Below are 15,514 nucleotides of genomic sequence, written 5' to 3' on the forward strand. Positions count from 1 at the left end.
ATTTAAGGCCTCGGAAACGACAGAAATCCCGCGCCACCTTCGTTCGGACGCGGGGGTTCTGCCGTTTGCCGCACATGTCACAACGGCATCGCGGCACAGACCGACGCCTGCACCAGGTCGACGAGCCCCACGGTGTGGGCATCCTCACAGACCAGCGCATCACGCAAGGCGATTGCACGGATGATGTCGCGGCAGGCGCACTCCCCGTCTGTATCCAAATGGCATGCCAGGCAACCGGCACCAATGACCGGCAATTCGAGCACGCACGAGGCCTCACGGATCAGGCGGGAGACCACTACGCCGGTCGAACGCTCGTCATAGACGCCGTTCTCCTCGCCCATGCCGTACAGGCACAAACGGTCGTCGTCAAAGAATCGCTCTTCGAATTCGTCAAGGCCTACGGCATTGGCCACCGCACCCACGAACATCGACTCACCCCACTCGTTGAGACGGAAGGAATCGGCCAGATACTGCGCGACCGGCGTGGCCTCAAGGCCCACAGGCAGCGAGACCAGAAACGCGCCGGCCCGCCCTTGCAGCGATCCGAGCGTCCATTCAAGGTCATGTTTGACCGTGCAGCTCATGCAGCACCCCTCGAGCCCGAACGAATCGGACTCGCCGAACACCACCCCGCTTGCCTGGGGCTTCGCGACGTTGCGCACGATATCGAGACCGGATTCCACGGCTTCGTTCGGGCGCACGTCATAAGCAATCGAGCATACGGACGGGAAGGAATCGACCAACGAGAACGCCACGGAGTCCAGGCTCAGGCGGTCGGCGCCGGCGAGCAGCACCACGGGCGTGCGCCCCTCCGCGTTTCCCTGTGATTGCAATGCCGGATGTATCATGACAGCCTTTCTGATTTGATAATGGTTATCATTATGATATAGTTGCAGGCATGTCCAAAACATGTCAAATTCTGGGAACACGCGCCGGGGTCGGCAACCGCGTCTCCCACTCGCACAGGAAAACACGCCGAACCTTCGCCCCGAACTTGCAGTCCAAGCGGTACTGGGTGCCGTCCTTGCAGCGGCACGTCACGCTTACCGTGAGCGCCAAGGGCATCAAGACCATCGACCGCATCGGCATCGAGGCGGCGATCGCCCGCATCCGCCGCGATCAGAACGTCAACTGAACCGGCCACGGCATCACCCCCATGCTCGGGCAGTCAGTAGGCCCGCCACTGTGCCGGCGCGTAACCGCGCAACAAACCGCGCTAACGAGCTGCATCACCCACATGGCACCGCGACGTACGCGACATACGTGACATAACAGCGTGACACCCACACATAGAAAGCACCACTCATGGCAAGCAAATCCTCCGCAATCCGCCCGGTCATCACCCTGAAGTCCACGGCCGGCACCGGATTCACCTACACCACCACCAAGAATCGTCGTAATACGCCGGACCGTCTTGAGCTCACCAAGTTCGATCCGGTAGTCCGCAAACGGGTGCTCTTCCGAGAGACCCGCTAATCCATCTGTTCGTTCATTGGACACCAGTCGCGAGGCGAGGAAGAGGCTTAAGCACCCGCCGAAATCGTTTCCTTGTTGGCATTCCGGCGGTTTCCTCTATCACCATTTCATGAACTCATCTTCCGAACCTTGCGGCATGCGCCCAATGAACGAATGCACTCGTCCCAGCTCCGGCCGGCGCGATTCCCGCGCCCCGGAGCCTTATCAAGGAGCCGGACATGGCCAAAACCAGTAAGATCAACCGACAATTGCAGCGCGAACGCATGGTCGCCAAGTATGCCGAACGCCGCGCCGAATACAAGCGCGACAGCGTCAACCCTCATCTGACCGCCGAAGAACGCGCCGAGGCGATGCGCAAGCTGCAGGCCCTCCCCCGCGACGCCAGCCCCACCCGTCTGCGCAACCGCGATTCCATCGACGGCCGCCCGCGCGCCTACAACCGCAAGTTCGGCCTGTCACGTATCAATCTGCGTGAGAAGGCACACAAGGGCAAACTGCCCGGCGTGGTGAAATCCAGCTGGTGATCGGGCCGGCACAACCGGCCGTCAGGCCGTCTCAGGCCATCTCAATTCACCGGATTCCACCCGCGCGTCCGACGCCATTCTCATCCATATCACCACACAACACCACACAACCAAAGGTCCATAACCATGCAAGAGGGCATCCACCCCGAATACGGCCCCGTGGTCTTCTATGACCGCTCCGCCGACAAGTACTTCCTCACCAAGTCCACACTGGTGGCCAAGGCCGTAAACCTGCCGACCATCGACTGGGAGGACGGCAACACCTACCCGCTCGTCAATGTGGAGGTGTCCAGCTACAGCCACCCGTTCTACACCGGCAAGAATGTGGTGATCGACGCCGCCGGTCAGGTGCAGAAGTTCAACGCTCGTTACGGGCGCAAGTGATTCGCCGCACATTCCGCAAAGACCGTAAGACAAGAAGAAAGGAACGGACATGAAGGTCAAGGCATCGGTCCGCTCATTGGCCCGCAAGGATGGCTCCTATGTCGTCCGCCGGCGCGGCCATCTGTATGTAATCAACAAGAAGAACCCCCACTGGAAGGCGAGGCAAGGCTGATGGCACTGCCCAAGTACAAGGCGTCCCGAGCAAACACGCATTCGCGCCGAGCCAACTGGAAGGCCAAGGTGCCTCAGCTGGCCACGGTCAGAACGCCTGAAGGCGAAGTGGTTCAGGTTCCGCAGAATCTGGCCGCAGCCGTACGAAAGGGGTATATGAAGCCATAACCAACATCGTGGATTCCGCAATCCATCAAGTCTCGTAACAACAACTCGACGGTCCGATCCACAGGCCGGCGGCGTACGTTCTTTCTCCCATTTCCTTCCGTATGCCGTCACCTGCCGGGGCGAACCGCCGTTTTATGAGGCCACCGCATCCGATCTGGCCAAGCTCGCCAAGGCAGACATCGTGGCTCAACGTCGCCGGCTACGACGGTTGGGCGGAAAGGCGCAGCTTGACAAGAAACGCCAGACCATCGTGAACGTGGGCGGCCTCATGGGCGTCACCGCCACCGACGAGCACGAGCATTCCCACGACCACGCCGAGGGCGAAGAAGGCCGCCATCACCACCATGGTGCTACGAACCCGCACCTGTGGTTCAGCCCGGAAGCCGTGCTAAAGGATGCCGAAGCCATCAACGCCGCCTACGCGGACAAGGCCGGGGCCGGTTCTGCCACCGCCGCCACCGCGCAACGTCACTTCAACGACAGGAAGAAACCCTCAAGAAAATGGACAACTGGCCCACGTATTACCCGGCATCCATGAGCAAGGAGGAAGTGGCCACCGAGATGCTGGCCCACCGATTCGCCATCGGCCCAGGCAACCATGTGCAAAGTTCCCCGCATATCGATGTGTACCATCGGTATGCGGGGAACTCGCATATTATCTCGACCACTATCATGCGTACGGTGCTAATATGACGGCGATATGGCAGGTGATATTCGCATGAAAGAACCTCGCACGCAGCGCACGGAACAGGTGAACACCGCGCAACAGGACCATTCGGCGAACTATCTGTTTCTGATTATCGGCACGCCGCTGGTGGCGTTCCTGATTGCGGCTTCCGCGATGCTCGAGTCGCGTGGGTTTCCGGTTCCGCTGGTGCGTATCGGCACCGGTGCCGCGGGGCTTATCCTGCAGGCGATTCCGTTCATGCTGCTGGGCGCGATGATGTCGGCCGCGGTCAGCACGTTCGTCAGCGCCGATTTTCTGGCCCGCCACATACCGAAATCGTTGGCCGGCGGACTGGCCGCGGCATTAGTGGCCGGTCTGTGCCTACCGGTGTGCGATTGCATGGTGGTGCCTACGTTCGCGAATCTGATGCGCAAACGCCTGTCGCTGCCGTGTGCGGTGACGTTTCTGTGCGCAGTGCCGGTGATGAATCCGATGGCGATATGGTCCACATGGTTCGCATTCACCGACAAACCAGGGATGATGGCGGCCCGCGTGGGGTTGGGCATGGTAGTGGCGATAGTCGCGGGGGTGTCGTTCGCGGTGTGGCCGCCCCGCTCCCCTGCGGTGCGCGAGAGGCCGCTGAAGATTGGGCGGTCGTTGGTTTGCGAGGATTGTGCAGGGGCGACGGGTGATTCGCCTGAGAGCCACCCCCAGTCGGCTTTGCCGACAGCCCCCGCCGGCGGGGGCACGGGGCGCGGATTGGAGCGGTTCACGCATTTCATTCGGCATACGCATGACGACTTTATGCGGATGATGCCGATTCTGCTGTTCGGCACGATCATTGCCTCCATCATGCGCACCGCATTGTCGTCGTTGACCAACGGTTCAAGCACGCTCGATGACGCTGGTGCCATCGTACTGATTCTGGCGGCGATGGGACTGGCGTTCCTGTGTTCGCTGTGCTCTACGTCCGATGCGGTGATCGCCGCCAGCATGATTGGCGCGCTGCCGGTCTCCGCCATGCTTGCCTTCCTGGTCTTCGGCCCGATGCTCGACCTCAAGAACACGCTGATGCTGGCCACGGAATGCCGGCCACGGTTCATCATCCGGTTCATCGCGACCGTGGCGGCGGCCTGCTTCCTCGCCGCGATTGCCGCCCATCTGGTGATGGGAGCGTAGCCATGAAGCGCAAAGTCACACTCCCCGACCGCGTGGAGGCGCTGTGTTTCGCGTCGCTGGGCGCGGCCATCGCCTATGCAGCGGTGGGCGGATCATACACCACGCTGACCACGCCGCGTTCGCTGCCGTATCTCATCATCGGTGCGGTACTGCTGTTCGTGCTGGCGACCGCAGCATGGCTCGGACTGTTCCACGCCACGGAGCGTTCGGTTTTACGGTTCCTGATCGCCTTGATTATTCCGGCGCTGCTGATCGCCGTGCCGTTCCAGCCCAGCAGCGGCAGCGGCGGCTTCGACGAGTACGCCGGCGGCCGCGCTATCGTCATTCCCCGCAGCTCGCACAAGCCTGATGGCTCCTCGCAGCTGCACGGACTCGACACGGCGAACAAGACCCTGACCATCAGCGACGACGAATTCGGCTCATGGTTCGAGCAGATCGACCATAATCCGCAGCGTTACGTCGGTTACCATGTGCAGGTCACCGGGTTTGTGAGCAAGTCGCGTACGTTCGACGCGGACGAGTTCGAGCTGTCCCGCCAGTTCATGTCCTGCTGCATTCTCGATATGACCCCATTCGGGTTCATAGCCAGCTCCGGCAAGGCCGGCACCCCGCACAATCACGACTGGGTCACCGTCGACGCCGTCATCAAGCAGGGCGTCTACGGCTCCGCCGGCCACGAGCGCCAAGGCCTGATACTGCAGGTCCGGTCGGTCAACAAAGCCGCAGCCGCCCCGACCGGCTACTTCTACTGGCAGTAAATGACGCGTCTCCCGAAATGGAAAGCACTGCGCTGCGCCATGACTCGCCCCATATCGGCAGAAATCCCGCGTTACAACGAAAGGTACGCGGGGGCTCTGCCTTTATAGGGCTCAAAACTGGCAGAAACCCCGCGCAGGCCTCGTTGAAACGCGGGATTTCTGCCAGTTGATTCAAATCATGTGACAACATGCCGGGCATCTGATTTGCTTTAATAACGATAATGAATATCATTTGTTAACAGAAAGGGGCAGAACGTCATGAGCATCGAGCAAACCGCGACCACTCGGCGCGTGACGCGACCCCGACTCCTCATCACCCAGGTCCTGGCGGAACTATCCCGATTCGCCACGGCCCAGGAAATCACCGACATCCTGCGCGAGCGCGGCACGCGCATCGGCACGGCCACCGCCTACCGCAATGTGCAGATGATGGCCTCCCAAGGCGAGCTCGACGTAATCCACGTCAACGGCGAGGCCCTCTACCGCGAGCGCTCGGACCAGCATCACCACCATCACATCGTATGCCACGAATGCGGGCGGACCATCGAAATCGAGATTCCCGGACTTGAGCAGTGGATCGACAAAGCCACCAAGCAGTTGAAGTACCAGACCATCGCCCACGAACTGGAGATTTTCGACCTGTGCCCCAAGTGTGCGGCGAAGCATGCCATCGAACCGCCTCTTAGCGTCGGCACCTCACCAAAGGATGGACCACTGACGACGCCAGACGATACTGGCCGTCGGCGCTCGAACAAATAATGGCGCAGTCCCGATGCTACTGGCCTTCAGCATCGGTGCCCTTCCAATCCTTGGCGCAATAGCGACGATATAAGCTCCACTCGCATCGTTAGATTGCCAACGCTTGGCGCAGCACCGACGCCAGACACGCTCATCGTCGTCGTTCCACCAATATTTGGATTGGTACCGCCACCACCTATACCAGGCGCCGGCACTTGTCCAACAATCGGCCCGTTACCGACACAAAACTGCATGAGGTCTCATTGCTCTTAATAGCAGCAATGGGCCTGATAATCACTTTCACCAACTTTCGCCGCTGCCGTCTGCCGCCCTACAGTCACAGACGAACAAACGCTGAAAGGAACAACAATGACTATCAAGACCATCGATGAGCATGCTTACGAGATCGTTACCGAAGAGGGCGCCTTCGCCGTCTGCAAGGACACGCTGGCCAAGTTCGACGCCACCAAGCACGAGCACGGCGTGGCCGCCTGTGGCCGCTGCGGCTGCTGCTTCACCGGCGACTGCTGCGACGACACCGGCTGCGAGCACAACCACACCGATGAGTGCGGGGGGCAAGGCTTGCCTGCACGCTTGCCACGAGAACCGCGAAGGCCACGAGTGCGCCTTCTGCCACCTTGCCTTCGACACCAACGAGAAGTGCCACGATGAGATCCTGGCCGACCTCAAGGAACTCAAGGCCGAGCTGGCTGTCTGAGTTTTAGGTTTCCGATTTCTCCTGCGGATTGGCTCCTCTCAGGGAGGGGAGCCAAATTCCGACACGAACCACCGCGCTTACCGTATGATGTCTACGGGCGCGGTGGTTTTGTTTTTCTCGATGATGGCGCAGATTTGCTCGGGCGCCTCCTTGCAGCCGCGCCGGATCCATAGCCAGATAATCGATGAGACGGCGGAGACCAGAATTTCCAGCGCATAGTCGTGCGGAATGCCGCTGTAGCTCAGCTCGGCACCCACACGGGCCGCCTGCCCAAGCAGCATCTGCTTCAACACATCCTTGACCCGGTCATACATCTGCATATCGTTGCCCGAACGGGACAGCGCGTCGAAGAACGCATACTCACGCTTGACATAGCGCAACGCCTCGGCTTCGTGTTCCAGTTCTACAATCTGGTGGCCAACCTCACGGCCAAGGAGAACGTGGAGCTCGCCTCCGAAATCATGAAAGACGCGCAGGAACCGACCAACCTTACGCCCGCGACCGACTCCGCAGCCGATTCCGCCACAAATTCAGCAAACGACTCCTATACCGCGCCCGGCAGAACGCCCCACGCGCACAAGGCCAAGCGCAACCGCCGACGCAACGGGTCATTCCATAAGCGCATGCTATGGAAAGACATCCGCGTCACCATGGCCAAATCCAAGGGTCGATTCGCCTCCATCGTGAGCCTGATGACGCTTGGCTCCTTTGCGCTCGTAGGCTTGTTCGTCACCGGCCCGGACATGCAAATAACCGGCACCGACTTCTTTAATCAGAACAATCTCGCTGACATAACCGTCATCAGCGATTATGGCCTGACCAAAGCTGACGAAAACATTATTCGCAGCGCGCCGAAGTGGCCAAGGCGATGAAGGGCGGGGCCGTCTCCGAGTCCGCACCGATCTACTACGAGGAGATGTCGAAAGTGGCCGGCAAGGAGAACGACAAACAGTCGATTACCCTGATCGCCACTGATGACGCCTACAATTTCGGCGACTACATCACCCTGCGTTCGCGCACCGGGCACAAGCCGCAGGTGCTCACCGACCGTGGTGCGATCATCTCCGAACGTATGGCGGAGATGATGGACGCCAAGGTAGGCGACACGATTACCGTCACCGATTCGAGCGGCACCGAGCGCAAGGTGCGCGTGGACGGCATCACCGAAATGCATATCGGGCATTTCATGTTCATGACTTCGGGTGGCTATAAGCACGTGTTCGGCGAACAGTACCAGTCGAACGCCTATATGGTGAGGCTCAAGAACCATGAGACCTCCAATGTGGAGTCGCGTAGCGCCAAGCTCATAAAGTTGGACGGCGCGAAGGGCATTGTGCAGAACACGACTTCGAAGAAACAGGTGGCCACAATCGTCGACTTGCCGGATCAGATCATGGAAGTGCTGATTCTCGCGGCTGAGCTGCTGGCCGTGGTGATCCTCTACAATCTGACGAATCTCAACGTCTCCGAACGTATCCGCGAACTGCCGACCATCAAGGTGCTCGGCGGACTCGGCGTGCTGGTCTACCGGCGGTTGAAGACGGTCGACATGCTCGGCGCCCTGAAGTCGGTGGAATAGCAGCGGAATAACAAATGGGATCGGCTTTGAAGCCGATCCCATTCAATTATTCGCTCACTGCTTTCTGAGCCTTCTGCGCTTTCTGCTCCTTTTGGCAATCAGGGCATAGTCCGAAGACCTCCAGGGTGTGGGATTCGACGGTGAAGCCGTGGCCGTCGGCCACTTTGCGCAGCCAAGCCTCGCTGGGCGGGTCGATTTCCACGGTTTTGCCGCACCGCTTGCACACCAAGTGGTGGTGATGTCCGTCGTCGCCGCATAGGCGGAACAGCTGCTGGCCGTCCAGGCGGATCGTGTCGGCGGCACCGGCATCGGCCAAGGCGTTGAGCTGGCGGTACACGGTGGCCAAGCCGATTTTCGAGCCTTCGTCCTCCAGCCTGCGGTGCAGGTCCTGAGCGGAGATGAACTCCTCACAGTCGGCCAAGGCGGCGCGAATCGCGTCCTTCTGCTTGGTCTGGCGTTCGATATGTTCAACCATCGATAAGGTCACGCCTTCTTTTTCAGGTCGTCCCAGCAGCCGGTGGCCTCAAGGTCAGCAACCGTGGCATCAGGGTTGTCGGTGAGCACGGTGATGTGGCCCATCTTGCGGTCGTGGCGCACTTCGGCCTTGCCGTAGTCGTGCACATTCCACTCCGGGTGGGTGGCGATCAGCGCGCGCGTCGGCTCCACATGCTGGCCGAGTACGTTGACCATCACGGCCGGCGAGAGCAGCTTGGGCTTGGGCATGGGCCAGCCGGCGATGCCGCGGATGTGGGCGTCGAACTGGTCCATCGAGCAGGCCTCGATGGTGTAGTGGCCGGAGTTGTGCGGGCGCGGGGCGAGCTCGTTGACGATGACCTGATCGTCCTTGGTGATGAACAGTTCGATGGCCAGCGTGCCAGCCAGTTCGAAGCCCTTGGCCAAGCGAATCGCCAGTTCATGCGCTTCGCGAGCCACATGTTCGGACACTTCGGCGGGGGCGATGGTCATGTGCAGGATGTTGTTGCGGTGCTCGTTACGCACGATGGGGAAGGTGACGAAGTCCTTGCCGTTGCCGGAGACCAGGATCGAAGCCTCGAATGCGAAGTCGACGAAGCCTTCCAGGATGCTCGGCGGGAAGCCGCCACCACGGTCGGAACGGGAGCGGATCTTCTCCAAGTCGGCGTCGGAACGCAGCACGAGCTGACCGTGGCCGTCGTAGCCGCCGGACACGGTCTTCAGCACGGCCGGATAATGAATATCATCCAATACGGCGTCAAGCTCATCGAAGTTGTTGACAGCGCGCCACGGTGCGGTGGCGGTGCCGTGGTCGTTGATGAACTGCTTCTCGTGCACGCGGTGCTGGGTCACGCGCAGCAAGTCGGTGCCCTGCGGGGTGGCGGTGATGCCGCGCACCTCGTCGATGGCGTCGGCGTCCACGTTCTCGAACTCGTAGGTGAGCACGTCGGACTGCACGGCCAGATCATGGATGGCGGTTTTGTCATCGTATTCGGCGGTGATCTGGAAGTCGGCCACCTGACCGGTCGGGCAGTTCGGCGTCGGGTCAAGCACGCCGACGCGGAAGCCCATGTAGCGGGCGGACAAAGCCATCATGCGGCCGAGCTGGCCGCCGCCGATGATGCCGATGGTCGATCCCGGCATCAGCATCGAAACACGACCGCCTGTTTCCTCAGACAAGCTGGGCATTGGATTCAGCCACCTTTTCTTTCATTTCGTTACGGTAATCCTCAAGCTTGTCGGCCAGTTCGGGCTCGAAGGCGGAGAGCATCTGCACGGCGAGCAGGCCGGCGTTGGTGGCACCGGAGTTGCCGACGGCGGTGGTGGCCACCGGAATGCCGCCGGGCATCTGCACGATGGACAGCAGCGAATCCCAGCCGGACAGGGCGTGGGAGCGCACGGGCACGCCGATTACGGGCAGTGTGGTCTGCGCGGCGATCATGCCCGGCAGGTGGGCGGCACCGCCGGCACCGGCGATAATGACCTTCAGGCCATTGGCGCGGGCGTTGTGCGCGAACTCGGCCATGAGCTCGGGCGTGCGGTGCGCGGAGATGACCTGCTTGTGGTAGGCGACGCCGAACTGGTCGAGAATATCGCAGGCGCGCTTCATGGTCTCCCAGTCGCTGGCCGATCCCATGACCACTGCGACTTCGGGCTTGGATTCATTTGCCATTATCATTTACTCCCTAGTTATTGAGAATAAGGCCCACTGTACGCTTGGGCGCTTACTTCGGCAACGCCTTGCGGTTTTCCCCGGGTCCGCCCCGCCGACCCGCTCCCCCGGCCCGTGAAGCCGGGCTCCTACAATGCGATGACGATCTTGCCGAACATGTCGCCGGCGATCATTCTGGCGAACGCCTCGGGGGCGCGGTCCAATCCGTCGACCACGGAATCGATCACCGGATGCAGGTCGGCGTGCTCCACGAAGCGCAGCAGCCGGGCGAAATCCTCGCGCGAACCCATGGTGCAGCCCTGCACGCGGATGTCCTGGAAGAACAGTCGCGTGAGCTCCGCACCGGGCTGGTCGCCGGTGGTGGCGCCGCAGATGGCGATGGTGCCGCCGGGACGCACCGACCGCACCGAATGACCCCATGTGGCTGCCCCCACGGACTCGATCACCGCATCGACCTTGCGCGGCAACCGCGCACCGGTCTCCAGCGCGGCCTGCGCGCCGAGTTTCAGCGCTTTGGCGCGCTTGTCCGCGTCGCGCGAGGTGACGAACACCTCCAGACCGGCGGCATGGGCGAGCTGGATGGCCGCAGTGGACACGCCGCCGCCCGCGCCCTGAATGAGCACGGAGTCGCCCGGCTTGATGCCGGCGGCATCGAACAACAGCGAATAGGCGGTCAGCCAGCTGGTGCCGAGTGCGGCCGCCTCAGCCGTGGTGAGGTTTGCGGGCTTGGCGAACACGTTGGCGGACGGCACGGCAGTCTTCTCAGCCATCGTGCCGGGGTATTTCTCGGAGAGGATCGTGCGGCGCTCGCCCGGGGCCACGCCCGCGCCATCGGTGCCGACGAACGTGTACAGCACCACTTCGCTGCCGGCCTTGAGCCCATGCTTGCCGGGGATGTCCTCGTCCAGAATGCCCACGGCATCGGTGCCCAGGATCATCGGCGTCTGTTCGGCGGCGAGACCCACACCCTGTAACGACCAGACGTCGTGATGGTTCACGCTCACCGCACGCACCGAGATGGTCGACCAGAACGGGCGGGCCTGGGGTTCGGGCTGCTCGCCCACCGCCAACGCGGCAAGCGGATCAGCATGGTTGACGGTGGATGCGTATACGGCCTTCATTGCGCGCTCCTTGGTATCAAGGGAATTACCGCATTCATTGTTCCACATCGCGCAGCGAACGAATCACCCATTTACGGAGATGTTGGGGGCATTGCTTCGTCATGTGGACCTCGGACAATGCCGGGCGTTAGCATTCAACTTCGGAAAGATTAGCGAAGGGAGATTCGAGGGTATGCGCAACGCGTCAGGAAACGGATTTGATTCAAGCGATTCCTTCGCCGTCTCCGGCGCCGCCGAGGGGACCGCGCGCCTTCACGACATCCCCCCGAGCATTACCCCTTCCCATGGCGACGACTCCCATCTGCTGAGCCGCATTGCCAGCCCGGCCGATGTCAAGGCCCTTGCCCCCAACGAGCTCGCCGAACTATGCCGCGAGATTCGCGCCACGCTGTTGGCGTACGGCCATCGGCACGGCGGTCATATCGGCTCCAATCTGGGCATGGTGGAGGCCACGGTGGCCCTGCACCGCGTATTCGACTCGCCGCGCGACCGCATCGTGTTCGACGTGTCCCACCAAAGCTACGTCCATAAGATGCTTACAGGACGGGCCGGCGCGTATATGGATCCGAACCGTTTCGGCGAGGTGACCGGCTTCACCAACCCCGACGAAAGCGAACACGACCAGTTCGTGCTCGGGCACACCGGCACTTCGATCTCCTTGGCCTGCGGCCTGGCGAAAACCCGCGACATGGAGGGGCCGGGCAGCGGCATCGGCAATGTGGTCGCCGTGATCGGGGACGGTTCGCTCAGTTCGGGCGTGGCGTTCGAGGGGCTGAACAACGCGGCCGAGCAAGGCGGCAACCTCATCATCGTGTTCAACGACAACGAGATGTCGATCGCCGGCGATTTCGGCGGCATGTACGGCCCGCTCGCCCGTCTGCGCGCATCCGGCGGCACCGCCCAGCCGAACCTGTTCAACGCGTTCGGTCTGGATTACCGGTACGTGGAATCCGGCAACGACGTCGCCGCGCTGGTCTCGGCCTTCGAAGAGGTGCGCGGCATCGATCATCCGGTGGTGGTCCATATCCACACGCTGAAGGGCGCGGGATACGACGGCGCCGGTCACGTGGCCGGCGCATCCTCGGCCTCGGTCGGGAACGTCCATGAGCCGGATTCGGCAGTCTCCGACACCGGCGTGCGCCCCACGAGCAACGTGCTGCACAGCGAACCGTGGCATTCGGATCACTGCAACCTGTCCGATCACGAACCGCATGAGGGCCAGTGCGAGGCCTCGCACTGGCAGAACCCGGATTCGGCCGTCGGCAAGGCGGACAATCCGCGCAAGCATTACGGCAAGATGGCGATGGCGGCCCTCGAGTCCCGATTCGCCGACGAACCGGGGCTGGTGGTCATCTCCCCCGCCACGCCGGGCTCCAACGGCATCACCCACGAATTCCGCGAACGCGCGGGCTCGCATTACGTGGACACGGGCATCACCGAATCGCATGCCGTGGCGTATGCCGCCGGCATCGCGCGGGCGGGCGGCACCCCCGTGGTGGCCACCACGGCGTCCTTCTTCCAACGCGCCTACGACCAGTTCTTCCAGGAGATGAGCCTGAATCGTTCGCGGGTCACGGTGCTTGATTTCCTGGGCGGCGTGTCCGCCTCGGACAATACGCATTCGGGCGCATATGACGTGGCGATGTTCGCCAACATCCCCGGGGTCACGATGCTGGCGCCGACCTCGGCCGACGAGTATCTGGCCGATCTCGCGTGGGCCACCGCGCCTTCCGGCGCCACGCACGCCCCCGACGGGCCGGTGGTGATCCGCGTGCCCGGAGAGCCGCTGCTGTCAGCCGAGCGAGACCCGAGTCTGCTGCCGCTGACCGGCGGTCGGTTCGCGGCGCACCCCCGGCCGGCCGCAAGGTCCCACGGCGACGACGGATACCGCATGCTGGACTGGCGCGTCAACCAGGCCGGGTCGGCGGTCGCGCTCATAGGCCTGGGCAACGCCTATCCGCTGGCCGAGCAAACGGCCGCCGCGCTGTGCGCGGACCACGGCATCATGGCGACGGTCATCGACCCGCGTCAATGCTCATCGCTGGACTGCGCCACTCTGGAATCATTGCGTGACGGCCACACGCTGGTCGTCACCCTCGAGGATGGTCAGCGTGAAGGCGGCTGGGGCGAGAAGGTGACCGCATACTACGCGAATCATCACGTGTCCGAATGCGGTGCGGCCGGCCACGATCGCAATCCGCGCGTGCTGAACTTCGGCGCGGACAAGGAATTCACCGACCGCGTGCCGCTGGACGTCTTGGACGAGCGGTATGGCCTGACGGTACATCAGGTGGTCGAATCGGTCACTCGTTGTTTTTGATGGCGTCTAGGGCCGGGATTTTAACGGCTTTATTGGCAGGGCCGAAGCCGAACAGCAAGCCGATCAGCGTGGAAAACAGTACGGCGAACAGGAACAGCCACCACGGAATCACCGAATAACGGGTCACATTCTCGCCACCAACTATCGCCTGCCAGAGTATGGTCCAGATAGATGTTCCGTCACCGGTATGGTCGCCGGAGCCCCCGCCTGCACCGCTGACCATACCGTCAGACATGCCGCCGCTCATGCCGCCCGCATACAACGCGCCGACAACGTTGATGCCCAGCGATATCAGTCCGCTCAGCACGCAGCCGATCAATCCGCCGAAGAATCCGATCGCGCCGGCCTCCGCAAGAAACATGACGCGAATGTCACGAACGTAGCAGCCAAGCGCCTTCATAATGCCGATCTCGCGCGTGCGCTCGGTTACGGACATAACCATTGTGTTGGCGATGCCGATGGCCGCGACCAACAGCGAAACCGCACCGATACCGCCCAGAATCAGCTGAATCGCGCGCGACTGTTCTTCCAACGACTTACGCATGTCTTCATAGGAGGAGGTCTCGTAGCCCAACGCTTTGATCTGTGATTCGACTTCGGGCACGGACTTGAGGTCGGCGGCCTTGACCAGCACTTGATCATAAGCGGTGGCTTTTTTGGCGGCGGCTGGATCGACTTTGGCGGCCAGTTCCTTCAACGCCTGCAAATCCATGACCAGACCGTCGGAGGTGGCATAGCCCTTGTTGTAGTCGCCCGCCACAATGCCGGAAGCCCGCACATCGAGGGTGACGTTTTCCGACTGACCCGCGGCGCTGCCGCTTGCGCCGCCCGCGCCGCCTGTGCCGCCGCCACCGCCGCCGGACATGTTCATGGTGTACTGGTCGCCCTGATAATTGGTGCCGGTGGTCAGACTGATTTGCGTGGCGAGCGGGTCGAAGAACGGATCTTCGTCCTGATCTTCCTCGCACTGGCCGGTGGCCTGGTTAAACGTGCATGAGGAATACTGACCGCCACGTGTGCTGGTGCGTTGTTCGCCGTTCTTCAGGGTGTCCATGAAACCATAGGCGAACCATTCGCCGGCAAGCACCTGGTCTTTTTTGACCGGTTTCTCGCCACCGACGAGCTTGTAGCCCATCTGGTCGAGCTGGGTCATGTCGATGCCCATGATCTGCACGTAATCATAGATGTAACGGCCGCCCGCGCCTGCTCTGGCCGTCACGTTATAAGGGAAGTTCATCATCGGCGTCACGCCGGATACGCCGCTCATCGCGCGGAAGGATTCCACGGCCTTGTCGTCGAGCTTGGTATCGCCCATCTCGGACGAACCGCCACCGCCCATCGGACCGGCATAACCGTTGGTGTACACGGTGACGATGGACAAATCGCCCATCGATTTGAGCATCTTCTCGTTCTGCTCGTTAATGCCCTGACCCAAAGAGACCATGAGCACAATCGAGCAGCAGCCGACGATAACGCCCAGCACGGTCAGAATCGTACGGGATTTACGCCGCCATAGGTTTTGTCTGCAAAGCCGCAGTATGTCGCCGAATCGCATGGTCGGGCCT

Annotated in this window: 22 protein-coding genes and 1 pseudogene; 16 read left to right on the forward strand and 7 right to left on the reverse strand. The window is 61.8% G+C overall.

Translation table 11 applies throughout. The features are described 5' to 3' along the window. Positions 1–77 precede the first annotated feature (77 nt). A complete protein-coding gene (locus MMB48_RS08515; RefSeq protein ID WP_032744460.1) occupies positions 78–848 on the reverse strand; it encodes a hypothetical protein in 771 nt (256 codons plus the stop codon). A 50-nt stretch (positions 849–898) separates the two neighbouring features. On the opposite strand from MMB48_RS08515, the gene rpmB reads away from it, so the two are divergent. From rpmB to MMB48_RS08570, 12 genes are all read left to right on the forward strand, one after another. Continuing rightward, positions 899–1,135 carry a 50S ribosomal protein L28 gene (rpmB, locus tag MMB48_RS08520; protein ID WP_012578240.1) on the forward strand — a complete coding sequence of 79 codons (237 nt, stop codon included), beginning with the start codon at positions 899–901 and terminating at the stop codon, positions 1,133–1,135. A 170-nt stretch (positions 1,136–1,305) separates the two neighbouring features. After that, positions 1,306–1,476, forward strand: coding sequence for a 50S ribosomal protein L33 (gene rpmG / locus MMB48_RS08525; RefSeq protein WP_012578241.1), 171 nt, complete (start codon positions 1,306–1,308; stop codon positions 1,474–1,476). A gap of 218 nt (positions 1,477–1,694) precedes the next feature. Next, complete coding sequence (gene rpsN, locus MMB48_RS08530; protein ID WP_012578242.1) at positions 1,695–2,000, forward strand: 30S ribosomal protein S14; 306 nt, start codon at positions 1,695–1,697, stop codon at positions 1,998–2,000. Between the two features lie 126 nt (positions 2,001–2,126). Beyond that, positions 2,127–2,384 carry a type B 50S ribosomal protein L31 gene (locus MMB48_RS08535; protein ID WP_012578243.1) on the forward strand — a complete coding sequence of 86 codons (258 nt, stop codon included), beginning with the start codon at positions 2,127–2,129 and terminating at the stop codon, positions 2,382–2,384. A gap of 49 nt (positions 2,385–2,433) precedes the next feature. Beyond that, positions 2,434–2,556 (forward strand): 50S ribosomal protein L36, encoded by a 123-nt coding sequence (gene rpmJ, locus MMB48_RS08540; RefSeq protein WP_012578244.1) that lies wholly within the window; start codon positions 2,434–2,436, stop codon positions 2,554–2,556. Then, the gene (gene rpmF, locus MMB48_RS08545; protein WP_012578245.1) at positions 2,556–2,723 is read left to right on the forward strand and encodes a 50S ribosomal protein L32; all 168 of its coding nucleotides are present in this window, start codon (positions 2,556–2,558) and stop codon (positions 2,721–2,723) included. The genes rpmJ and rpmF overlap by 1 nt, the downstream gene beginning before the upstream one ends. Positions 2,724–2,904: 181 nt before the next feature. Beyond that, positions 2,905–3,261: a metal ABC transporter solute-binding protein, Zn/Mn family gene (locus MMB48_RS08550; protein WP_230581242.1), complete on the forward strand. Its 357-nt coding sequence runs from the start codon at positions 2,905–2,907 to the stop codon at positions 3,259–3,261. Continuing rightward, entirely contained in the window at positions 3,225–3,416 is a 192-nt protein-coding gene (locus tag MMB48_RS11720; RefSeq protein WP_077424208.1) for a ZinT/AdcA family metal-binding protein, read from the forward strand. The genes MMB48_RS08550 and MMB48_RS11720 overlap by 37 nt, the downstream gene beginning before the upstream one ends. Before the next feature lie 25 nt (positions 3,417–3,441). Beyond that, positions 3,442–4,569 (forward strand): permease, encoded by a 1,128-nt coding sequence (locus MMB48_RS08555; protein WP_050496270.1) that lies wholly within the window; start codon positions 3,442–3,444, stop codon positions 4,567–4,569. A gap of 2 nt (positions 4,570–4,571) precedes the next feature. Further along, the gene (locus tag MMB48_RS08560) at positions 4,572–5,327 is read left to right on the forward strand and encodes a TIGR03943 family putative permease subunit (RefSeq protein ID WP_032744462.1); all 756 of its coding nucleotides are present in this window, start codon (positions 4,572–4,574) and stop codon (positions 5,325–5,327) included. Positions 5,328–5,585: 258 nt separating this feature from the next. Beyond that, entirely contained in the window at positions 5,586–6,086 is a 501-nt protein-coding gene (locus MMB48_RS08565; protein WP_032744463.1) for a Fur family transcriptional regulator, read from the forward strand. Between the two features lie 541 nt (positions 6,087–6,627). Next, positions 6,628–6,783, forward strand: coding sequence for a hypothetical protein (locus MMB48_RS08570; RefSeq protein ID WP_230581243.1), 156 nt, complete (start codon positions 6,628–6,630; stop codon positions 6,781–6,783). Positions 6,784–6,860: 77 nt separating this feature from the next. Here the strand turns inward: MMB48_RS08570 and MMB48_RS08575 are convergent, their stop codons facing one another. Beyond that, the gene (locus MMB48_RS08575; RefSeq protein WP_032744464.1) at positions 6,861–7,163 is read right to left on the reverse strand and encodes a TetR-like C-terminal domain-containing protein; all 303 of its coding nucleotides are present in this window, start codon (positions 7,161–7,163) and stop codon (positions 6,861–6,863) included. Positions 7,164–7,166: 3 nt separating this feature from the next. On the opposite strand from MMB48_RS08575, the pseudogene MMB48_RS08580 reads away from it, so the two are divergent. From MMB48_RS08580 to MMB48_RS08590, 3 genes and pseudogenes are all read left to right on the forward strand, one after another. After that, positions 7,167–7,265 (forward strand): annotated as a pseudogene (locus tag MMB48_RS08580) (ABC transporter ATP-binding protein); the annotation flags it as partial. Then, positions 7,245–7,655 carry a hypothetical protein gene (locus tag MMB48_RS08585; protein WP_032744514.1) on the forward strand — a complete coding sequence of 137 codons (411 nt, stop codon included), beginning with the start codon at positions 7,245–7,247 and terminating at the stop codon, positions 7,653–7,655. The pseudogene MMB48_RS08580 and the gene MMB48_RS08585, both read left to right, overlap by 21 nt. Then, positions 7,640–8,362 carry an ABC transporter permease gene (locus MMB48_RS08590; protein ID WP_230581244.1) on the forward strand — a complete coding sequence of 241 codons (723 nt, stop codon included), beginning with the start codon at positions 7,640–7,642 and terminating at the stop codon, positions 8,360–8,362. The genes MMB48_RS08585 and MMB48_RS08590 overlap by 16 nt, the downstream gene beginning before the upstream one ends. 46 nt (positions 8,363–8,408) lie before the next feature. On the opposite strand, the gene MMB48_RS08595 is transcribed toward MMB48_RS08590, so the two are convergent. The 4 genes from MMB48_RS08595 to MMB48_RS08610 form a co-directional block, all read right to left on the reverse strand. Next, a complete protein-coding gene (locus MMB48_RS08595) occupies positions 8,409–8,837 on the reverse strand; it encodes a Fur family transcriptional regulator (protein ID WP_003828581.1) in 429 nt (142 codons plus the stop codon). A gap of 8 nt (positions 8,838–8,845) precedes the next feature. After that, positions 8,846–10,024 (reverse strand): 5-(carboxyamino)imidazole ribonucleotide synthase, encoded by a 1,179-nt coding sequence (purK, locus tag MMB48_RS08600; RefSeq protein ID WP_032744466.1) that lies wholly within the window; start codon positions 10,022–10,024, stop codon positions 8,846–8,848. Continuing rightward, a complete protein-coding gene (gene purE / locus MMB48_RS08605; RefSeq protein ID WP_019727900.1) occupies positions 10,008–10,508 on the reverse strand; it encodes a 5-(carboxyamino)imidazole ribonucleotide mutase in 501 nt (166 codons plus the stop codon). Before purE ends, purK begins: the two co-directional genes overlap by 17 nt. A 128-nt stretch (positions 10,509–10,636) precedes the next feature. Next, positions 10,637–11,629, reverse strand: a complete 993-nt coding sequence (locus tag MMB48_RS08610) for a zinc-binding dehydrogenase (protein ID WP_032744467.1) — start codon at positions 11,627–11,629, stop codon at positions 10,637–10,639. A 172-nt stretch (positions 11,630–11,801) separates the two neighbouring features. Between MMB48_RS08610 and MMB48_RS08615 the strand changes: the two genes are divergently transcribed. Then, on the forward strand, positions 11,802–13,949 hold the full coding sequence (locus MMB48_RS08615; RefSeq protein WP_032744468.1) for a 1-deoxy-D-xylulose-5-phosphate synthase: 2,148 nt from the start codon (positions 11,802–11,804) through the stop codon (positions 13,947–13,949). Here the strand turns inward: MMB48_RS08615 and MMB48_RS08620 are convergent. Beyond that, positions 13,933–15,504 (reverse strand): ABC transporter permease, encoded by a 1,572-nt coding sequence (locus MMB48_RS08620; protein WP_032744469.1) that lies wholly within the window; start codon positions 15,502–15,504, stop codon positions 13,933–13,935. The two genes, MMB48_RS08615 and MMB48_RS08620, sit on opposite strands and share 17 nt — an antisense overlap. Positions 15,505–15,514 lie beyond the last annotated feature (10 nt).

It is taken from the genome of Bifidobacterium sp. FKU (assembly GCF_026016385.1).
GTDB classification, from domain to species: domain Bacteria; phylum Actinomycetota; class Actinomycetes; order Actinomycetales; family Bifidobacteriaceae; genus Bifidobacterium; species Bifidobacterium infantis.